The sequence below is a fragment of the Pseudomonas sp. E6002 genome, assembly GCF_013385565.1.
Classification (GTDB): Bacteria; Pseudomonadota; Gammaproteobacteria; order Pseudomonadales; family Pseudomonadaceae; genus Aquipseudomonas.
The window spans coordinates 47,786-63,881 of the sequence record NZ_JACAPT010000007.1 but is presented as its reverse complement, the minus strand read 5'-3'; the positions used below and the strand labels follow the sequence as shown (position 1 = coordinate 63,881).

At 61.4% G+C, this 16,096-nt stretch carries 15 protein-coding genes; 10 read left to right on the top strand and 5 right to left on the bottom strand.

Annotation, left to right across the window (positions count from 1 at the left end):
• Positions 1-130 precede the first annotated feature (130 nt).
• The 7 genes from cobU to HX815_RS06235 all read left to right on the top strand — a co-directional run bounded on the left by cobU (position 131) and on the right by HX815_RS06235 (position 5,418).
• Positions 131-652, top strand: coding sequence for a bifunctional adenosylcobinamide kinase/adenosylcobinamide-phosphate guanylyltransferase (cobU, locus tag HX815_RS06265; RefSeq protein ID WP_177027960.1), 522 nt, complete (start codon positions 131-133; stop codon positions 650-652).
• A complete protein-coding gene (gene cobT, locus HX815_RS06260; RefSeq protein WP_177027959.1) occupies positions 649-1,704 on the top strand; it encodes a nicotinate-nucleotide--dimethylbenzimidazole phosphoribosyltransferase in 1,056 nt (351 codons plus the stop codon). Before cobU ends, cobT begins: the two co-directional genes overlap by 4 nt.
• Complete coding sequence (cobC, locus tag HX815_RS06255) at positions 1,701-2,276, top strand: alpha-ribazole phosphatase family protein (protein ID WP_177027958.1); 576 nt, start codon at positions 1,701-1,703, stop codon at positions 2,274-2,276. The genes cobT and cobC overlap by 4 nt, the downstream gene beginning before the upstream one ends.
• 2 nt (positions 2,277-2,278) lie before the next feature.
• Positions 2,279-3,007, top strand: a complete 729-nt coding sequence (locus HX815_RS06250) for an adenosylcobinamide-GDP ribazoletransferase (RefSeq protein WP_003214923.1) — start codon at positions 2,279-2,281, stop codon at positions 3,005-3,007.
• 42 nt (positions 3,008-3,049) lie between these two features.
• Complete coding sequence (locus tag HX815_RS06245) at positions 3,050-3,454, top strand: MarR family winged helix-turn-helix transcriptional regulator (protein ID WP_003214925.1); 405 nt, start codon at positions 3,050-3,052, stop codon at positions 3,452-3,454.
• 62 nt (positions 3,455-3,516) lie between these two features.
• Positions 3,517-4,716, top strand: a complete 1,200-nt coding sequence (locus tag HX815_RS06240; RefSeq protein WP_161635735.1) for an MFS transporter — start codon at positions 3,517-3,519, stop codon at positions 4,714-4,716.
• 150 nt (positions 4,717-4,866) lie between these two features.
• Positions 4,867-5,418, top strand: coding sequence for a glutathione peroxidase (locus HX815_RS06235; protein ID WP_008432697.1), 552 nt, complete (start codon positions 4,867-4,869; stop codon positions 5,416-5,418).
• Between the two features lie 65 nt (positions 5,419-5,483).
• Here the strand turns inward: HX815_RS06235 and HX815_RS06230 are convergent, their stop codons facing one another.
• The 3 genes from HX815_RS06230 to HX815_RS06220 form a co-directional block, all read right to left on the bottom strand.
• Complete coding sequence (locus tag HX815_RS06230; protein ID WP_026078188.1) at positions 5,484-6,758, bottom strand: OmpP1/FadL family transporter; 1,275 nt, start codon at positions 6,756-6,758, stop codon at positions 5,484-5,486.
• Between the two features lie 146 nt (positions 6,759-6,904).
• Positions 6,905-7,387 (bottom strand): hypothetical protein, encoded by a 483-nt coding sequence (locus HX815_RS06225; RefSeq protein WP_087695206.1) that lies wholly within the window; start codon positions 7,385-7,387, stop codon positions 6,905-6,907.
• 265 nt (positions 7,388-7,652) lie between these two features.
• Positions 7,653-7,877, bottom strand: a complete 225-nt coding sequence (locus HX815_RS06220; RefSeq protein WP_003214941.1) for a hypothetical protein — start codon at positions 7,875-7,877, stop codon at positions 7,653-7,655.
• Between the two features lie 846 nt (positions 7,878-8,723).
• Here HX815_RS06220 and HX815_RS06215 point away from each other — a divergent pair.
• Both HX815_RS06215 and rmuC read left to right on the top strand, forming a co-directional pair.
• On the top strand, positions 8,724-9,047 hold the full coding sequence (locus tag HX815_RS06215) for a sel1 repeat family protein (RefSeq protein WP_023659092.1): 324 nt from the start codon (positions 8,724-8,726) through the stop codon (positions 9,045-9,047).
• A gap of 175 nt (positions 9,048-9,222) precedes the next feature.
• Positions 9,223-10,587, top strand: a complete 1,365-nt coding sequence (rmuC, locus tag HX815_RS06210) for a DNA recombination protein RmuC (RefSeq protein WP_173406092.1) — start codon at positions 9,223-9,225, stop codon at positions 10,585-10,587.
• A gap of 102 nt (positions 10,588-10,689) precedes the next feature.
• Here rmuC and HX815_RS06205 read toward each other — a convergent pair whose 3' ends face one another.
• Entirely contained in the window at positions 10,690-14,160 is a 3,471-nt protein-coding gene (locus HX815_RS06205) for a PAS domain-containing hybrid sensor histidine kinase/response regulator (RefSeq protein ID WP_003214948.1), read from the bottom strand.
• 120 nt (positions 14,161-14,280) lie between these two features.
• Positions 14,281-15,027: a 3-oxoacyl-ACP reductase family protein gene (locus HX815_RS06200; RefSeq protein ID WP_008432692.1), complete on the bottom strand. Its 747-nt coding sequence runs from the start codon at positions 15,025-15,027 to the stop codon at positions 14,281-14,283.
• A gap of 114 nt (positions 15,028-15,141) precedes the next feature.
• On the opposite strand from HX815_RS06200, the gene HX815_RS06195 reads away from it, so the two are divergent.
• Positions 15,142-16,065 carry a LysR family transcriptional regulator gene (locus HX815_RS06195; RefSeq protein WP_102605104.1) on the top strand — a complete coding sequence of 308 codons (924 nt, stop codon included), beginning with the start codon at positions 15,142-15,144 and terminating at the stop codon, positions 16,063-16,065.
• Positions 16,066-16,096: the final 31 nt, after the last annotated feature.

Genomic DNA, 16,096 nt, shown 5'->3' with positions numbered 1-16,096 from the left:
CGAGTGGTGGGGCAAGAGCGTTTTGCTTACTTTTGCGCTCTTCAAAAGTGAGCCGCTGTAAGAGCGGAACCAATAGTCGCCGTTACCTAAATAACGGATATACACACAGTCAAAAACAGAGGCACAACCCATGCTCCAGTTGATCCTCGGCGGCGCCCGCTCCGGCAAAAGCCGCCTGGCTGAAAAACTCGCCACCGACAGCGGCCTAAGCGTCACCTACATAGCGACCAGCCAACCCCTGGACGGCGAAATGTCCGCACGCGTCGCCCACCACCGCGAGCGGCGCCCGACCGAATGGGGCCTGATCGAAGAGCCCATCGAACTGGCCCGTGTCCTCAAGGAAAACGCCACCCCGAACCATTGCCTGCTGGTTGACTGCCTGACCCTATGGCTCACCAACCTGCTGATGCTCGAAGACCCCGACCGTCTCAAAGAAGAGCGTGAGGCCTTGCTCCAAACCCTGGCCACCCTCCCAGGAGAAATCATTTTTGTCAGCAACGAGACCGGAATGGGTGTCGTCCCGCTGGGCGAATTGACTCGCCGCTATGTCGATGAAGCCGGTTGGCTGCATCAAGCCTTGGCCGAACGTTGTCAGCGCGTTGTCCTGACCGTCGCCGGCCTGCCCCTGACTTTGAAAGGTACTGCGTTATGACCGACACCTGGTGGCTCAACCCCTGCAAAACGATCGACACCCAAGCCCACGAACAAGCCCTGGCCCGCCAGCAGCAACTGACCAAGCCCGCCGGCTCCCTCGGCCGGCTGGAAGCCGTGGCCGTCCAACTGGCCGGCCTCCAGGGCCAGGTCAAACCCAGCGTCGACCACCTGTGGATCGCGATCTTCGCCGGCGACCACGGCGTCGTCGCCGAAGGTGTCTCCGCCTTCCCCCAGGAAGTCACCGGCCAGATGCTTCACAACTTCGTCACCGGTGGCGCCGCCATCAGCGTGCTTGCGCGCCAACTCGACGCCAAGCTGGAAGTGGTCGACCTCGGCACCATCACCCCGACGTTGAACCTACCGGGCGTCCGCCACCTGAATATCGGTCTCGGTACCGCCAACTTCGTCAACGGCCCGGCAATGACCGAAGCCCAGGGCCAACTTGCCCTGCAAGCCGGCCGCGACAGCGTGCACCGCGCTATCACCAGCGGTGCGCAACTGTTTATCGGTGGCGAAATGGGCATCGGCAACACCACCGCCGCCAGTGCCCTGGCCTGCGCGCTGCTGGATTGCCAGGTCAGCGACCTGACCGGCCCCGGCACCGGGCTGAACGCCCAGGGCGTGAGCCACAAGGTCGCCGTCATCGAGCGCGCCCTTGCACTGCACGCGGGCGATCGCGACGACGCACTGAAAACCCTGTTCAACCTCGGCGGCTTTGAAATTGCCGCGCTGGTCGGCGCCTACCTGGCCTGCGCTCAAGAAGGGGTCGTGGTGCTGGTGGACGGTTTTATCTGCACCGTCGCCGCCTTGGTCGCCACGCGCCTGAACCCCGGCTGCCGTGAATGGCTGCTGTTCGGCCACCGCGGTGCCGAGCCCGGCCATCGTCACGTGCTGCAAAGCCTCAACGCCGAGCCTTTGCTGGAACTCGGGCTGCGCCTGGGTGAAGGCAGTGGCGCCGCGCTCGCTGTGCCGTTGCTGCGCCTGGCCTGCGCGCTGCACGGGCAGATGGCGACCTTCGCCGAAGCAGCCGTAGCGGATCGCCCGGCATGACTTTGCGCCTGGACCTGCTGCGCCACGGCGAAACCGAACTGGGCGGCGGCTTGCGCGGCAGCCTGGACGATGCGCTCACGGCCAAGGGCTGGGAGCAGATGCGTGAGGCGGTGGTGGCGCAGGGCCCATGGGAGCGTCTGGTCAGTTCGCCGCTGCAACGTTGTGCGCGGTTTGCCGAGGAGTTGGGCACGCGCCTGAACCTGCCGGTCACCCTCGAAAAGGATCTGCAGGAACTGCACTTCGGCGCCTGGGAAGGGCAGAGCGCTGCAGCCTTGATGGAAACCGACGCCGACGCGCTGGGCCTGTTCTGGGCTGATCCCTACAGTTTCACGCCGCCGCAGGGCGAGCCGGTTTCACAGTTTTCCGCGCGTGTTTTGGGGGCTGTCGGCCGCTTGTATCAAGCTTATGCCGGCCAGCGAGTGCTGCTGATCAGCCATGGTGGAGTCATGCGTTTGCTGCTGGCCCAGGCACGTGCTCTGCCGCGTGAGCAACTGTTGAATGTCGAAGTCGGCCATGGTGGCCTGTTCAGCCTGCAGGTCGAGGCGGATGGCGTATTAAGGGAAGGACGCTGAGCATGTTGCCGTTCTGGATCGCCTTGCAGTTTCTCAGCAGCCTGCCGATTCGCTTGCCGGGCATGCCGCAGCCCCAGGAACTGGGGCGTTCGTTGCTGTTTTATCCGGTGGTGGGGCTGCTGTTCGGGCTACTGCTGTGGGGCTTGAACGCCGTGTTGATGGGCGCGCCATTGCTGCTGCACGCCGCGCTGCTGTTGACCGCGTGGGTGTTGCTCAGTGGCGGCCTGCACCTGGACGGCCTGGCCGACAGCGCCGACGCCTGGCTCGGTGGCTTCGGTGACCGCGAGCGCACCCTGACCATCATGAAAGACCCGCGCAGCGGCCCGATCGCGGTGGTCACCCTGGGCCTGGTGTTGCTGCTCAAATTCACCGCGCTGGTGGCATTGATCGAGCAGCACAACGGCGCCGCGCTGATCCTCGCACCGTTGATTGGCCGCGCTTCGATGCTGGCGCTGTTTCTCACCACGCGCTATGTGCGCGCCGGTGGGTTGGGGCAGGCCCTGGCGGATCATTTGCCACGGATCGTCGGCCAACAGGTGCTGATCCTCAGCGGCCTGGCGTGTATCTTGATCGGCGGTTTCAGTGGCGGGATTGCCGTGCTGGTGGCTGCCCTTTGTTTTATCGGCTTGCGCCAATTGATGGTCAATCGCCTCGGCGGCACCACCGGCGATACCGCCGGCGCGCTGTTGGAGCTGCTGGAAGTGGCGGTGTTGATCAGTCTGGTGCTGTAACACTTTCTTGCATTTCATTAATCCCGGGTATATACACGCTCCATGCTTGCCTCCCAATGTTTATGCACAAACCTGCGTCGCGCCGCTCGTGGCGTCAGCAGGCATTACGACGGCGCTCTCGACGGCTTCGGGATCAACGTTGCCCAGTATTCTTTACTGTGTAATCTGCAGCGCCTCGATCAACCGAGCATTTCCAGCCTGGCCGACGCCATGGGCCTGGATCGCAGCACGCTGGGGCGCAACCTGCGGGTGCTGGAAGGCGAGGGCCTGGTGCAGTTGGTGGAGGGCGATGACTTGCGCAACCGCCTGGTCTTGCTGACCGAGGCGGGTATCGAACGGCTCGCCGCCGCATTGCCGGCCTGGGAAGCGGCGCAGCAGAAATTGATTGATAAGTTGGGCGCCGAAAAGCGCGAAACCCTGTTGGCCTTGCTGGATGAACTCGCTTGACGCGAGTTTGTTCGATGATAAGCGGGTATATACCCGCGAACGGAGAATAAGAAATGACCTCGATGTGGCGCACCAGCGGCTGGATCCTTGTGGGGAGTGCGCTGATCCTCGCGTTATCCCTCGGCGTGCGACATGGCTTCGGCCTGTTCCTGGCGCCCATGAGTGCCGAATTCGGCTGGGGCCGTGAGACCTTTGCCTTTGCCATCGCCCTGCAAAACCTGATCTGGGGCCTGGCACAGCCGTTTACCGGCGCCCTGGCCGACCGCTTCGGCGCCGCCAAGGTGGTGATGATCGGTGGTGTGCTTTACGCGCTGGGCCTGGTGTTCATGGGCCTTTCGGATTCAGCGTGGTCGTTGTCCCTGAGTGCCGGGTTGCTGATCGGCATTGGCCTGTCGGGTACTTCGTTCTCGGTGATCCTCGGGGTGGTGGGGCGTGCCGTGGCGCCGGAAAAACGCAGCATGGCCATGGGTATCGCCAGCGCCGCCGGCTCGTTCGGCCAGTTCGCCATGTTGCCGGGCACCCTCGGTTTGATCGGCTGGCTTGGCTGGTCCGCCGCGTTGCTGGTGCTGGGCCTGATGGTGGCGCTGATCGTGCCGTTGGTGACCATGCTCAAGGATCGACCGTTGCCTGCGGTGGCTGGCCAGCAGACCTTGCGCGAAGCCTTGGGTGAGGCCTGCTCCCATTCAGGGTTCTGGCTGCTGGCGTTCGGCTTTTTTGTCTGCGGTTTCCAGGTGGTGTTTATCGGCGTGCACTTGCCGTCGTACCTGGTGGACCAGCACTTGCCGGCCTCGGTGGGGACGACCGTGCTGGCATTGATCGGCCTGTTCAATATCTTTGGCACCTATACCGCCGGATGGCTCGGCGGGCGCATGTCCAAACCCCGTTTGTTGACCGGTTTGTACCTGCTGCGGGCGGTGGTGATTGTGATCTTCCTGTGGGCGCCGGTGACGCAGACCAGCGCCTACCTGTTCGGCATGGCGATGGGCTTCCTGTGGCTGTCCACGGTGCCACTGACCAACGGCACGGTCGCGACCTTGTTTGGTGTCAGAAACCTTTCCATGCTCGGTGGGATCGTGTTCCTGTTCCATCAACTGGGCTCGTTCCTCGGCGGCTGGTTGGGCGGGGTGGTCTATGATCGAACCGGCAGCTACGATTTGATCTGGCAGGTGGCAATCGTCCTGAGCCTGGTGGCAGCGGCGCTGAACTGGCCGGTGCGCGAGCGCCCGGTGGCACGTTTGCAGGCGCAAATGGGGGTGGCATGAATTCGGCCTGGCATTGGCTCGGCGCAGCAGGAGCAGGACTCTTGCTGCTGCTGGCGTGGTGGGGCTGGCAACAGGGCGGCCTGGCATTGATGCAGTTGGGCATGGCGATCTGTTAAGTTCTGTGTCTGAGACTTTTCAAGGACACCTCACATGCAGATGCGCTGGTTCGCAGTACCCGCTCTGATGGTGGCTTTTGGCGGTGTCGCCATGGCTGCCGATTGCCCGCCGTTGCTTGAAGGCCAGTTGCCCAAGCTGCGCGCCAAGGAATCCATCGACCTGTGCCAGCGCTTTGCCGGCAAGCCGCTGCTGATCGTCAACACCGCCAGCTTCTGCGGGTTTGCGCCGCAGTTCAAAGGGCTTGAAGCGTTGTACCAGCGCTACAAGGGGCAGGGGCTGGAAGTAATTGGCGTGCCGTCCGATGACTTCAAGCAGGAAGCCAAGACCGGGGAGGAAACTGCCAAGGTTTGTTACGTTAATTACGGCGTGACCTTCACCATGACCGAACCACAGAAGGTCAAGGGCCCGGACGCGGTGCATCTGTTCAAGATCCTGGCGCAGCAGAGCAGTGCGCCGAAGTGGAATTTCTACAAGTACGTGGTGGACCGCCAGGGCAAGGTGATCGCCAACTTCTCCAGCCTGACCAAGCCGGATAGCCCGGACCTGGTCAAGGCGGTGGAAGACGCGTTGGCCTCCAAACCCTGATCACCGCCCACTAAAAAGCCCCGCCTCTTTTGCAAGAGTGCGGGGCTTTTTTGTGCCGCTTTACATCAGAACTTGTACGTCACGCCCAGGCCGAAACCGTTGGCGCTGTTTTCGTACTTGGCGCTGTAGGAACCCAGTGCGTTGGACTTGTTAACTTTTACCGGCTCTTCCTTCAGGTAGGAATAAGCCAGGTCAACAGTCATGTTATCCATCACGGCATAACCCAGGCCCACACTGAAGATGGTCCGGTCGCCAGTGGGAATACGTGGGGAACGGTCAGTGTTGTTGGTTGGCGACTGGTCGAAAGTCAGGCCGGTACGCAGTACCACTTGCTTGGTGACCTGGTACGAAGTACCAAGGGCGTAGGCCCAGGTGTCGTGCCAGTTCTGAGGTTCAGTGATAGTGCCGATGACCGACGGTGCGAGGAAGCCGTTGGCGCCCGTTACACCCTGGTTCTTGACCGTGATGTCTTTCAGGCGGCTCCAGCGGGTCCAGGTAGCACCGCCATAGAGTTTCCAGGCGTCAGTCAGGTCCTGGGTTACCGACAGGTCGTAAGACTCTGGCGTGTCGATGCTCAGCGAGGCGTCGTAGCGGCCACTGCCAATGGCACCGGCAGTCGGGGCAGGCGCTGTCACCTCGGTGTGGCCGTCAAGCTTGTAGCTGACCTTGGAGTGGTAGGTCAGGCCGACGCGCGTGGTATCGGTGGCCTGTACCAGTACGCCGACGTTGAAACCAATGGCGGTATCGTCGCCCTTGATCGTGACGTTGGTCGAAGGCACGGCAGGGTTCAGGGTCAGTTCGGACTCCAGCTTGCCGGAGATCCGGTTGATGGTAGGACCGAAACCGATGGAAACCCGGTCGTTGAATGCGTAGCTGACCGTTGGCTGCAGAGTGATTACAGATACTTTGCTGTAGCTGCCGAACCCGCTGCCCTGGAAGCCGCGTTCGTAATCAGTCACCAGGCCGAACGGTGCGTAAACACCAAAGCCGACAGCCCACTGATCGTTGAGTTTGTTGGTGTAGAAGCCGAACGGTACGCCGGTGAAGGGCACCATGTCGCCTTTGTTGGTGCCCCTGGAACGGCCGCCGGCATCTTTGATGTCGGTCGAGGCATCGATGGCTGCAACACCACCCGTGATTTGCTGGCCTTCAAGGCGAGCCATACCGGCAGGGTTGCCATAAACAGTGCTTGCGTTATCGGCAGATGAAGAACGTCCCGCAAAACCGGTACCCATCCCGGCAACGTCTTGTTCGTTGAGGGCGAAGCCGCTCGCGAACACGTGGGAGGATGCCATTGCAACGGCGAGGCTAAGTGTCGTCTTGAGCATTACTTTTTTCATTATTAGAACTCCGTGGTGATCACCGCTGCGGAAAGTAACAATAAATTTATGTTTGCGCTATAGGCTCAAACACAGGAGATAGAGCGGTTTTGTAGGACAATCCGACCAAAATCAACGTTTTTAGCCGAATCTTGCAAATCGCCCGGTCAACAGGCGACGTGATTCATGGGTGAAACACAGGTTTGCCAGGCCTGGGTGAAATCCCGGAGCCGGCCTTGAGGGTGAAATATTTCTTTCCAGATACGTGCCATCGCCAATACGTCGTCGGCCGGTGGCAGGTTTGGGCGGTGTTGTTCCACCAGCAGCCAGGCGATGGCGGTGGCGTAACGCAGGTTGACCGTCAGCTCAAGCTGCGGCCCGCTGAGGAAGGCATGCTGGCTGGCGAGTCCGCGTACCAGGCTGGCGCGCTCGGGGTCCAGCGCCAGATAGTTATCCCACAGCGCGCGATGGCGCGGCTCGGTGATGCTGTAGAGGCCATGGCCGCGGCGGTCGTGCAGGGCTGAGCCGAGCGCCGACTGGCTGGCGGCGATGCCCAGCAGCAGGGATTCAGCCGTCTGGTTATGGCGACCCAGGTAAAGCAGGGTGGGCCGGATCACATAACGACACAATTCGCTGGCGGCGATGCCCATAAATGCCTCAATCCATGAAATTAATCGGCGATACCTGAGCGAGGGCTTGGCAGCGGTGAATCGGATCTCAGGTCCGCCGGAAGCGGATCATGCCGCTTGAGTTGAAGTGTAGTGTCATATTTACGATGTAAAGGACTGTTTTTAAAATATTTTCATCATTTAGTTATATCGGTTATATCAATTTAAACTTAGCGCGCCTGAATTTCAGGCAATAAAAAACCCCGGGTTTTAACCGGGGTTTTTGTGTTTCAGCGATTCGGGTCGATCAGGCAACCAGTGCCTGGCGAGTACGATCGATCACGGCCTGCAGCGGTTCTGCGCTGGAGTATTGATCGGGGTACAGGCGTTCGCTGTGACGAGCGATGCCGTGTTCGTTGACCAGGGTAAAGCTGAAGCAGCCTTTGCGAGCGGCCATGATCAGGCAGTTCATTGGTGCAAAAGCGTTGGTGAGGGTGCGAATGGCATCCTGAGTGTGGATTTGAGTGGACATATTATTGGTGTTCCTACAAATGACACGGTTAAGAACCGTGCAACGTTAAAACGTTCCAGTGACGTTGATCACCATTGATCGAACGAAGAACCCGACTGGAACAAAGCAGCCAGTTTGAAGCGCTATTAAGTTGGCGCGCTTGGGCTGGCAGGTAGGTACTTAGGAGGGCAGGCAACACAACAGGGGCAAAGGTTCTGGGCCCGGGGTGAAGATCCTGATCAATTTGCAGGTTGGTTCTTTCAGAGTATGGAAACTTCGCGACACCCTTTGCATTGTTCAAAGGCCGTGTCGTCGCAAGTGATACCTGGAAACCATCGAGGTGGTCGATCCCTTTTTGTCGGCGGTGCCGTGAGGGAGTTGTTCGACCAGAATTGACTTTCAGCTTGGTACTAACGCCGCGGATAGTAACGGATTGAAACGATGAAAGGAAGTGTGATAGGCAAAAAACTTTTCGGGTCCTGGGCCTGCGGTAACATTCCTTAGCCGCTGCCTGAGCAAAAAACGCGGTTGATATAACCGGCGAGTGGGTAGTTGTGCACATTGGTGGCGCCCTGTGTAACTGAACTGACATACGCCCCGCAAAGCGCCCGGGTGCCTGCAACTAAAATTTAAGTCAATGAAAAATCGAGCTTTTTTTTATTGGTGAAAAAATCGTCAGTTTGACTGCGGCCCCCGTTCCATGGGCCTTTGCGGGACTTACAGAACGGTTGTCCACTGAGTTATCCACAGCTTCTGTGGATTGTCCCAAGCGCTTGCTCTAGAACGGGCGTGCAGGCTTTTTTCAGCTTTACCTGTACGAAAAAAAGAGTAGAGTGGCGCGCCTTCCGTTCTGTCCCACAGTGCTTTATGAAGTTTCGCTCAGTATCACCTTCTGTTACCGACAGCCCTCAGGTTGTTACCGCACCCAAGCGTTTTTCCCTGAAAGTTGCCTTGTGGTTGCTCGACAGCCCGCGCCTGGGCCACAGCCCCAACGTCAAACATTTTGCAGGGCATTTGCTCAAGCAACCGGCTCGTGCTGGCGTGGTGGTGGCGCAAAGCCGTCTGGGCCAGTTGATGTGCCGCGAGTGCGGCAATGCCCGCGACCGCCGTATCGGCCACGAACTGCTGCGCCAGGCCGCCCGCGCCGGTGACCGCATCGCCCAGCGTGAACTGGGCCAGATCGAAGACTGAGCTGTCCTCAATGCGCTGGCTTGGTTAACCTTCTTCTTTTCGGGTGACGGCAGGAATCGCTATGGCTTTTGACTGGACCAGTGTTGTGCTGGGTCTCGCCGCTGCTGGATTGCCGCTGTTGGGCCTGTGCTGGCAAATTCAGCGCCGACTGAGCGCGCGAATCGCCGGCTGGGAATTGCTCGAAGAGCGCCTGGCCACCGCACAACTGGCCCAGGAAGGGCTCGCCGCGCAGTTGGACGCCAGCCGTGACGAAATCAGCGACCTGAGCCAGGCCAACGCTGCCAAACAGGCTGATTTGGCCGCCGTGCGCCGGGAAGTCGAACTGCTGCAGATCGACCGTGACAACGCCCGCGACGCCGCCCACGCCTGGAACCTCGACCGTTCCGCCAAGGAAACCGAACTACGCCGCCTGGATGCCTTGTCCGCGTCCCTGCGCGCCGAATTGCGCGAGCAACAGGAAAGCCATCAGCAACGCCTCAGTGACCTGCAAGGTTCCCGTGATGAGCTGCGGGCGCAGTTCGCTGAACTCGCCGGGAAGATCTTCGACGAGCGCGAGCAACGCTTCGCCGAAACCAGCCAGCAGCGCCTCGGCCAATTGCTCGACCCGCTCAAGGAGCGCATCCAGTCGTTCGAAAAGCGCGTCGAAGAAAGCTACCAGAGCGAAGCCCGCGAGCGGTTTTCCCTGGCCAAGGAGCTGGAGCGCCTGCAACAGCTGAACCTGCGCCTGTCCGATGAAGCCACCAACCTGACCCGCGCCCTCAAGGGCCAGAAAACCCAGGGCAACTGGGGCGAGTTGATCCTGGAGCGGGTGCTGGAACATGCCGGTCTGGAAAAGGGCCGCGAGTACCAGACCCAGGTCAACCTCAAGGGCCCGGACGGCGAACGCTTCCAGCCCGACGTGTTGATCATGCTGCCGGGGGACAAGCAGGTAGTGGTGGACTCCAAGGTCAGCCTGACCGCCTATCAACAGTACGTCGCCGAGGACGACCAGGCGATCGGCCAGGCAGCCCTCAAGCAGCACGTACTGTCCTTGCGCAACCACGTCAAAGGCTTGGCCGGCAAGGACTACAAACGTCTGGAAGGCCTGCACAGCCTGGATTTCGTGCTGCTGTTCGTGCCCATTGAAGCCGCATTTTCGGCGGCGCTTCAAGCCGAGCCGAACCTGTTCCAGGAAGCCTTCGACCGCAACATCGTGATTGTCAGCCCGACCACGTTGTTGGCCACCTTGCGGGTGATCGACAGCCTGTGGAAACAGGAACGGCAAAGCCAGAACGCCCGGGAAATTGCCGAGCGCGCCGGTTGGCTGTACGACAAGTTCGTGCTGTTTATCCAGGACCTGGACGAGGTAGGCAACCGCCTGCAGCAGCTGGATAAAGCCTACAGTGCAGCGCGCAACAAGCTGACCGACGGACGCGGAAACCTGGTGAGCCGTACCGAGCAACTGAAGCTGCTCGGCGCCCGCGCCAGCAAAAGCCTGCCGGCCGACTTGCTGGAACGGGCGATGACCGATGAAGACGGCGTGGCGCAGTTGCCAGAATAGTCACCGGTCTCTGTGGGAGCTGGCTTGCCTGCGATGCAGACACCTCGTTCCTCCAGATACACCGAGGCGATGCCATCGCAGGCAAGCCAGCTCCCACATGGGCTAAAGCGGCAGGTGCCGGCTCAACAATGCCCGCAACGCCGCCGGCTTCACCGGCTTGGCCAGGTAATCCAACCCTGCCGCATGCACCTGGGCCACCATCTCCGGCCGCCCGTCGGCACTGATCACCACACCCGGAATCGGCTCTGCCAGTTGTGCCCGCAGCCAGCCCATCAACTCGGTGCCGGTCTCGCCGTGGTCGAGGTGGTAATCCACCAGGGCCAGTTGCGGCCGCACACCCTCGGCCAGCAACGCGGCACATTGCGCCTGGTCGCGGGCGGTCCAGACTTCACAGCCCCAGCGCGTGAGCAAACTGCGCATGCCGATCAGGATGCTTTCTTCGTTATCCACACACAGCACCTGTGCACCGCTCAACGGCTGGCCGCTTTCCTGCGCCGGCTTGGCAGGCGCGCTGACCTGAGTGCGCGCCAACGGCACACGCACGCTGAACACGCTGCCTTTGCCCGGCCATGAACGCACGCTCAGGCGGTGCCCGAGCACGCGGCACAGGCCATCGGCAATCGCCAGGCCCAGTCCCAGGCCTTTCTCGGCACGGGTCTGGTGACTGTCCAGGCGTTTGAATTCCTCGAAGATGACTTTTTGCTTGTCCTGGGGAATCCCGGGACCGCGGTCCCACACTTCCAGGCACAACTCGCCGCGACGGCGCCGCACACCCAATAGCACCGGCCCGTCGGCGTACCGGAATGCGTTGGTGAGGAAATTCTGCAACACCCGCCGCAGCAACTTGATGTCACTGTCCACCCGCAAACGACTGCCCCGCAGACGGAAACGCAAACCCTGCTCCTGAGCCAGCGCCTTGAACTCGGCGCCCAGCGTATCGAACAGTTCATTGAGCACGAAGGGCTGGCGCTGCGGATTGATCTTGCCGTTTTCCAGGCGCGAAATATCCAGCAGGTCGCTGATCAGGTCTTCCGCCGAACGCAACGAGCTGTCCAGATGCTGCACCAACTGCCGGGCATCCGGCGACATGCCGTCGTTCTGGTGGGAGAGGGCGGCAGAGAACAGCCTTGCGGCGTTCAACGGTTGCATCAAGTCGTGACTGACCGCTGCGAGGAACCGGGTTTTCGACTGGCTGGCGGTCTCGGCCACGCCCTTGGCATCGGTCAGCGCGACGTTGAGTTGCGACAGTTCGTGGGTTCGCTCGGTCACCCGCTGTTCCAGGCCTTCATTGGCCTCGGTCAACGCCTGCTCGGCTTCGCGGAACGCGGTGATGTCGGTGAAGCTCATCACAAACCCGCCACCCGGCATCGGGTTGCCGATCAGCTCGATCACCCGGCCATTGGGAAACAGCCGCTCGGAGGTATGCGCACGGCCCTGGCGCATCCAGTGCAGGCGGCGCGCCACGTGTACTTCCGCCTCGCCCGGGCCGCACAGCCCGCGCTCGGCGTTGTAGCGAATGATGTCGGCAATCGGCCGGCCCACGCTGATCAGGCCCTCGGGGTAATTGAACAGCTCCAGGTACCGCCGGTTCCACGCCACCAGCCGCAGGGACTGGTCGACCACGCTGATGCCCTGGGTGATGTTTTCGATGGCGCCTTGCAGCAATGCCCGGTTGAACTGCAGCACTTCCGACGCCTCGTCGGCGATGCGTACTACGTCCTCCAACTGCATTTCCCTGCCTTCAATGGCGGCTTTCACCACTGCGCGGGTCGATGAAGCCCCGAGCACACCGGCCAACAGGCGTTCGGTGTGGGCAATCCAGTCATTGTCAGCGTTCTGGTTGGGGTTAAACCCTTTGCCTTGGCGATAGGCGAAGCGCACAAAACTCTGGTGAGCCCGTTCTTCACCGACAAACCGCGCTGCGAGGCTGAGCAAATCATTGATCTGCACCGAAAGCATTGAGCGGGCGCTGGCTCGCTGGCTGATTTCCTGGCCAATAAAACGCCCGGCCTGCCAATGCTCCGACACCCGCGTACGCGACAGCATTGAGACCCACACAAACAGTGTGAAGTTACCCGCCAGGGAAAATACGGTGCCCAGCGTCAGAGAAGTTACAGACAAGCCCAGCGGATGCGAATGCAGCCACGTCATGCCCGGGAAAAGGCTGAACGACCAGCCCAGACTTTTCGCGGTGACCGGCAGGACCAAGGTGTAGAACCACAGGAACGTACCCGCCGCCAATCCGGCAAACACGCCGCGCCGGTTGGCCTGTTTCCAGTACAGCGCACCCAGCATCGCCGGTGCCAGCTGGGTCACGGCGGCGAACGCAATCTGGCCAATGGTTGCAAGGCTGGCGGAGGACCCCAGCAGCCGGTAACTGACGTAAGCCAGCAGCAGGATGATGACAATGCTCACCCGGCGTACCGACAGCATCCAGTGACGGAACACTTCGAACGGCCGCTCGGCACTGGAACGGCGCAGCAGCCAGGGCAGCAGCATGTCGTTGGAGACCATGGTCGACAGGGCGATGCTCGCGACGATCACCATGCCCGTAGCCGCCGAGGCGCCGCCGATAAACGCCAGCACGGCGAGCGCCGGATGGGCTTCGGCCAACGGCAGGCTGATCACGTAGGAATCCGGCAATACCGAGCCCGGCAGCAGCATCTTCCCGCCGAGGGCAATCGGGATGACAAACAGGGCGGCCAGGATCAGGTAGGCCGGGAACACCCACTTGGCCAGCCGCAGGTCCTGGGGGTCGATATTTTCCACCACGGTGACATGGAACTGCCGGGGCAGGCAGATGATCGCCATCATCGCGACACCGGTCTGCACCACCATCGAGGGCCAGTTGACGGTCTCTTTCCAGTATTCCTCCAGCCGTGGCGCGAGCATCGCCTGGCTGAACAAATCGTCGAAACCGTCGTACAGGCCGTAGGTCACAAACGCACCGACGGCGAGAAACGCGAACAGCTTGACCAACGATTCAAAGGCAATCGCCAGCACCATGCCGCGGTGGTGTTCCGTGGCGTCCAGGTTGCGGGTACCGAACACAATGGTGAACAACGCCAATACCAGCGACACGATCAGCGCCGTGTCCTGGGAGCGGGTGCCCGTGGTGTCGGCGCTGGCGCCGATCAGCAGGTTCACCCCCAGCACGATGCCTTTGAGTTGCAAGGCTATATAAGGCAGGACGCCCACCAGGCAGATCAGCGCCACCACCACCGCCAGGGATTGGGATTTGCCGTAACGGGCGGCGATAAAGTCGGCGATGGAGGTGATGTTTTCCTGCTTGCTGATCAGCACCATCTTCTGCAGGACCCACGGCGCGAGCACCAACAGCAGCACCGGTCCCAGGTAGATCGGTAAAAACGCCCACAACTGTTCGGCCGCCTGGCCTACGGCACCAAAGAATGTCCAGCTGGTGCAATACACCGCCAGCGACAGGCTATACACCCAGGCACGCATCCGCGGCGGCAGCGGCGCATGGCGACGGTCACCGTAAAAGGCGATGGCAAACATAATGGCCATATAGGCCAGGGCAACGGCGGCGATCAGCCCGCTGGACAGCGTCATGAGAACTCCAGACATAAGAACGCCCGGGCATTCCCGGCCCGGGCGAACAGTCTCGCATGATGCTTGGCGTTAGTCAGTGTCGACCAAGGTCGGAGCGTGGTGTGATGTCGCAGCGTTGGTTCAGGCGCCGAAACCACCGTCGATGGTCAGGCTGGCGCCGGTGATGTAGCCGGCCTCAGGGCCTGCCAGATAGGCAACGAAACTGGCGATCTCTTCTACATGGCCATAACGGCCCACGGCCATGAAGCCGATCAGGCTTTCGGCGAAATCACCGCTTGCCGGGTTCATGTCGGTGTCCACCGGGCCTGGCTGCACGTTATTGATGGTGATGCCCCGTGGGCCCAGGTCGCGGGCCAGGCCTTTGGTCAGGCCGACCAGCGCCGATTTGCTCATGGCGTACGGGCCGCCACCGGCAAACGGCATGCGATCGGCATTGGTGCTGCCGATGTTGATGATGCGGCCACCTTCGCCCATGTGCCGCGCGGCTTCCTGGGTGGCGACAAATACGCTGCGTACGTTGATGGCGAGGGTGCGGTCGAAGTCTTCCAGCTTGAAATCTTCCAGCGGGCCGACGGCCAGCACGCCTGCGTTGTTGACCAGAATATCCAGGCGCCCGAACGCTTCGACGGTGGCGTTGACGGCGCTGCGGATGGCGTCTGCGTCGGCGCTGTCGGCATGAATCGCCAGGGCTTTGCCGCCTTGGCTGATCACGCTGTTCTGCAACTCTTCAGCCTTGGCAGCCGAACTGACGTAGGTAAAGGCGACGGCAGCGCCCTGTGCGGCCAGGCGCTTGACGATGGCGGCGCCGATACCGCGGGAACCGCCCTGGATCAAGGCGACTTTGCCGCTGAGGTTTTGTGTGGTCATGTCGTTCTCCAAAAGGTGTGTTTAGGTTGGAGTCGAGTATCGACCTCACCCGGCGCGCCCGGTAGACCGTGATTGCTATAGTCTGTGTAAACCAAAAGTTTAGAGTGGGGCGATATGGAAAGCTTTGGCAGTATCGAATGCTTCGTGCGCAGCGCCGAAGGCGGCAGTTTTGCCGAGGCTGCCCGGCACCTGAGCCTGACCCCGGCGGCCGTGGGCAAAAGTGTGGCCAAGCTGGAGGCGCGCCTGGGTGTAAGGCTGTTCCAGCGCAGTACCCGGCGCCTGACGCTGACTGAGGCCGGCAAGCTCTTCCTCGAAGAAGTCAGCGGCAGCCTCACCACCATTCAAAACGCCGTGGCTAACCTGGCCAGTGCCGAAGGGCGGCCAGTGGGCACGCTGAAAGTGAGCATGGGCACGGTGTTCGGCAACCGTTATGTGGTGCCGTTGCTGGGGGAGTTTCTAAAGCGCTTTCCTGATATCAACCCCGACTGGCATTTCGATAACCGCCAGGTGGACCTGATCGGCCAGGGTTTCGATGCCGCGATCGGCGGTGGTTTTGAGCTGCCCCAGGGCGTGGTCGCGCGCAAGCTGGCGCCGGCTCACCGGATCCTGCTGGCCTCACCGGAATACCTCGCCAAACGCAAGCCGGTGGTCGCGCCCGAGGACTTGTCTGTGTGCAACGGCATCCTGATCCGCTCACCGCAAACCGGGCGCGTGCGTTCGTGGCAACTCACCCACCGCACCCGCGAACAACGCCCGCTGGTGCTCAAGCCGCGCATGACCATGAGCGACTCGGGCGCTGCCTGCTGCGCCAGCGCCCAGGGCCTGGGGATTGCGCTGGTCAGCATGCCGATGGCGGTGCCGTATCTGGACAGCGGCCAACTGGTGCGAGTGCTGCCCGACTGGTACGTCGACGACGGCAACATCTCGCTGTACTACGCCGAACACAAGCTGCTGCCCGGCAAGACCCGGGCGTTTGTGGATTTCATCCTGGAGCAGTTTGTCGAACGCGAGTTGGGGCGGCGGTTCAGCGCCATTTGATCCTTGTGGGAATCAAAGTGTGGGAGCGGGC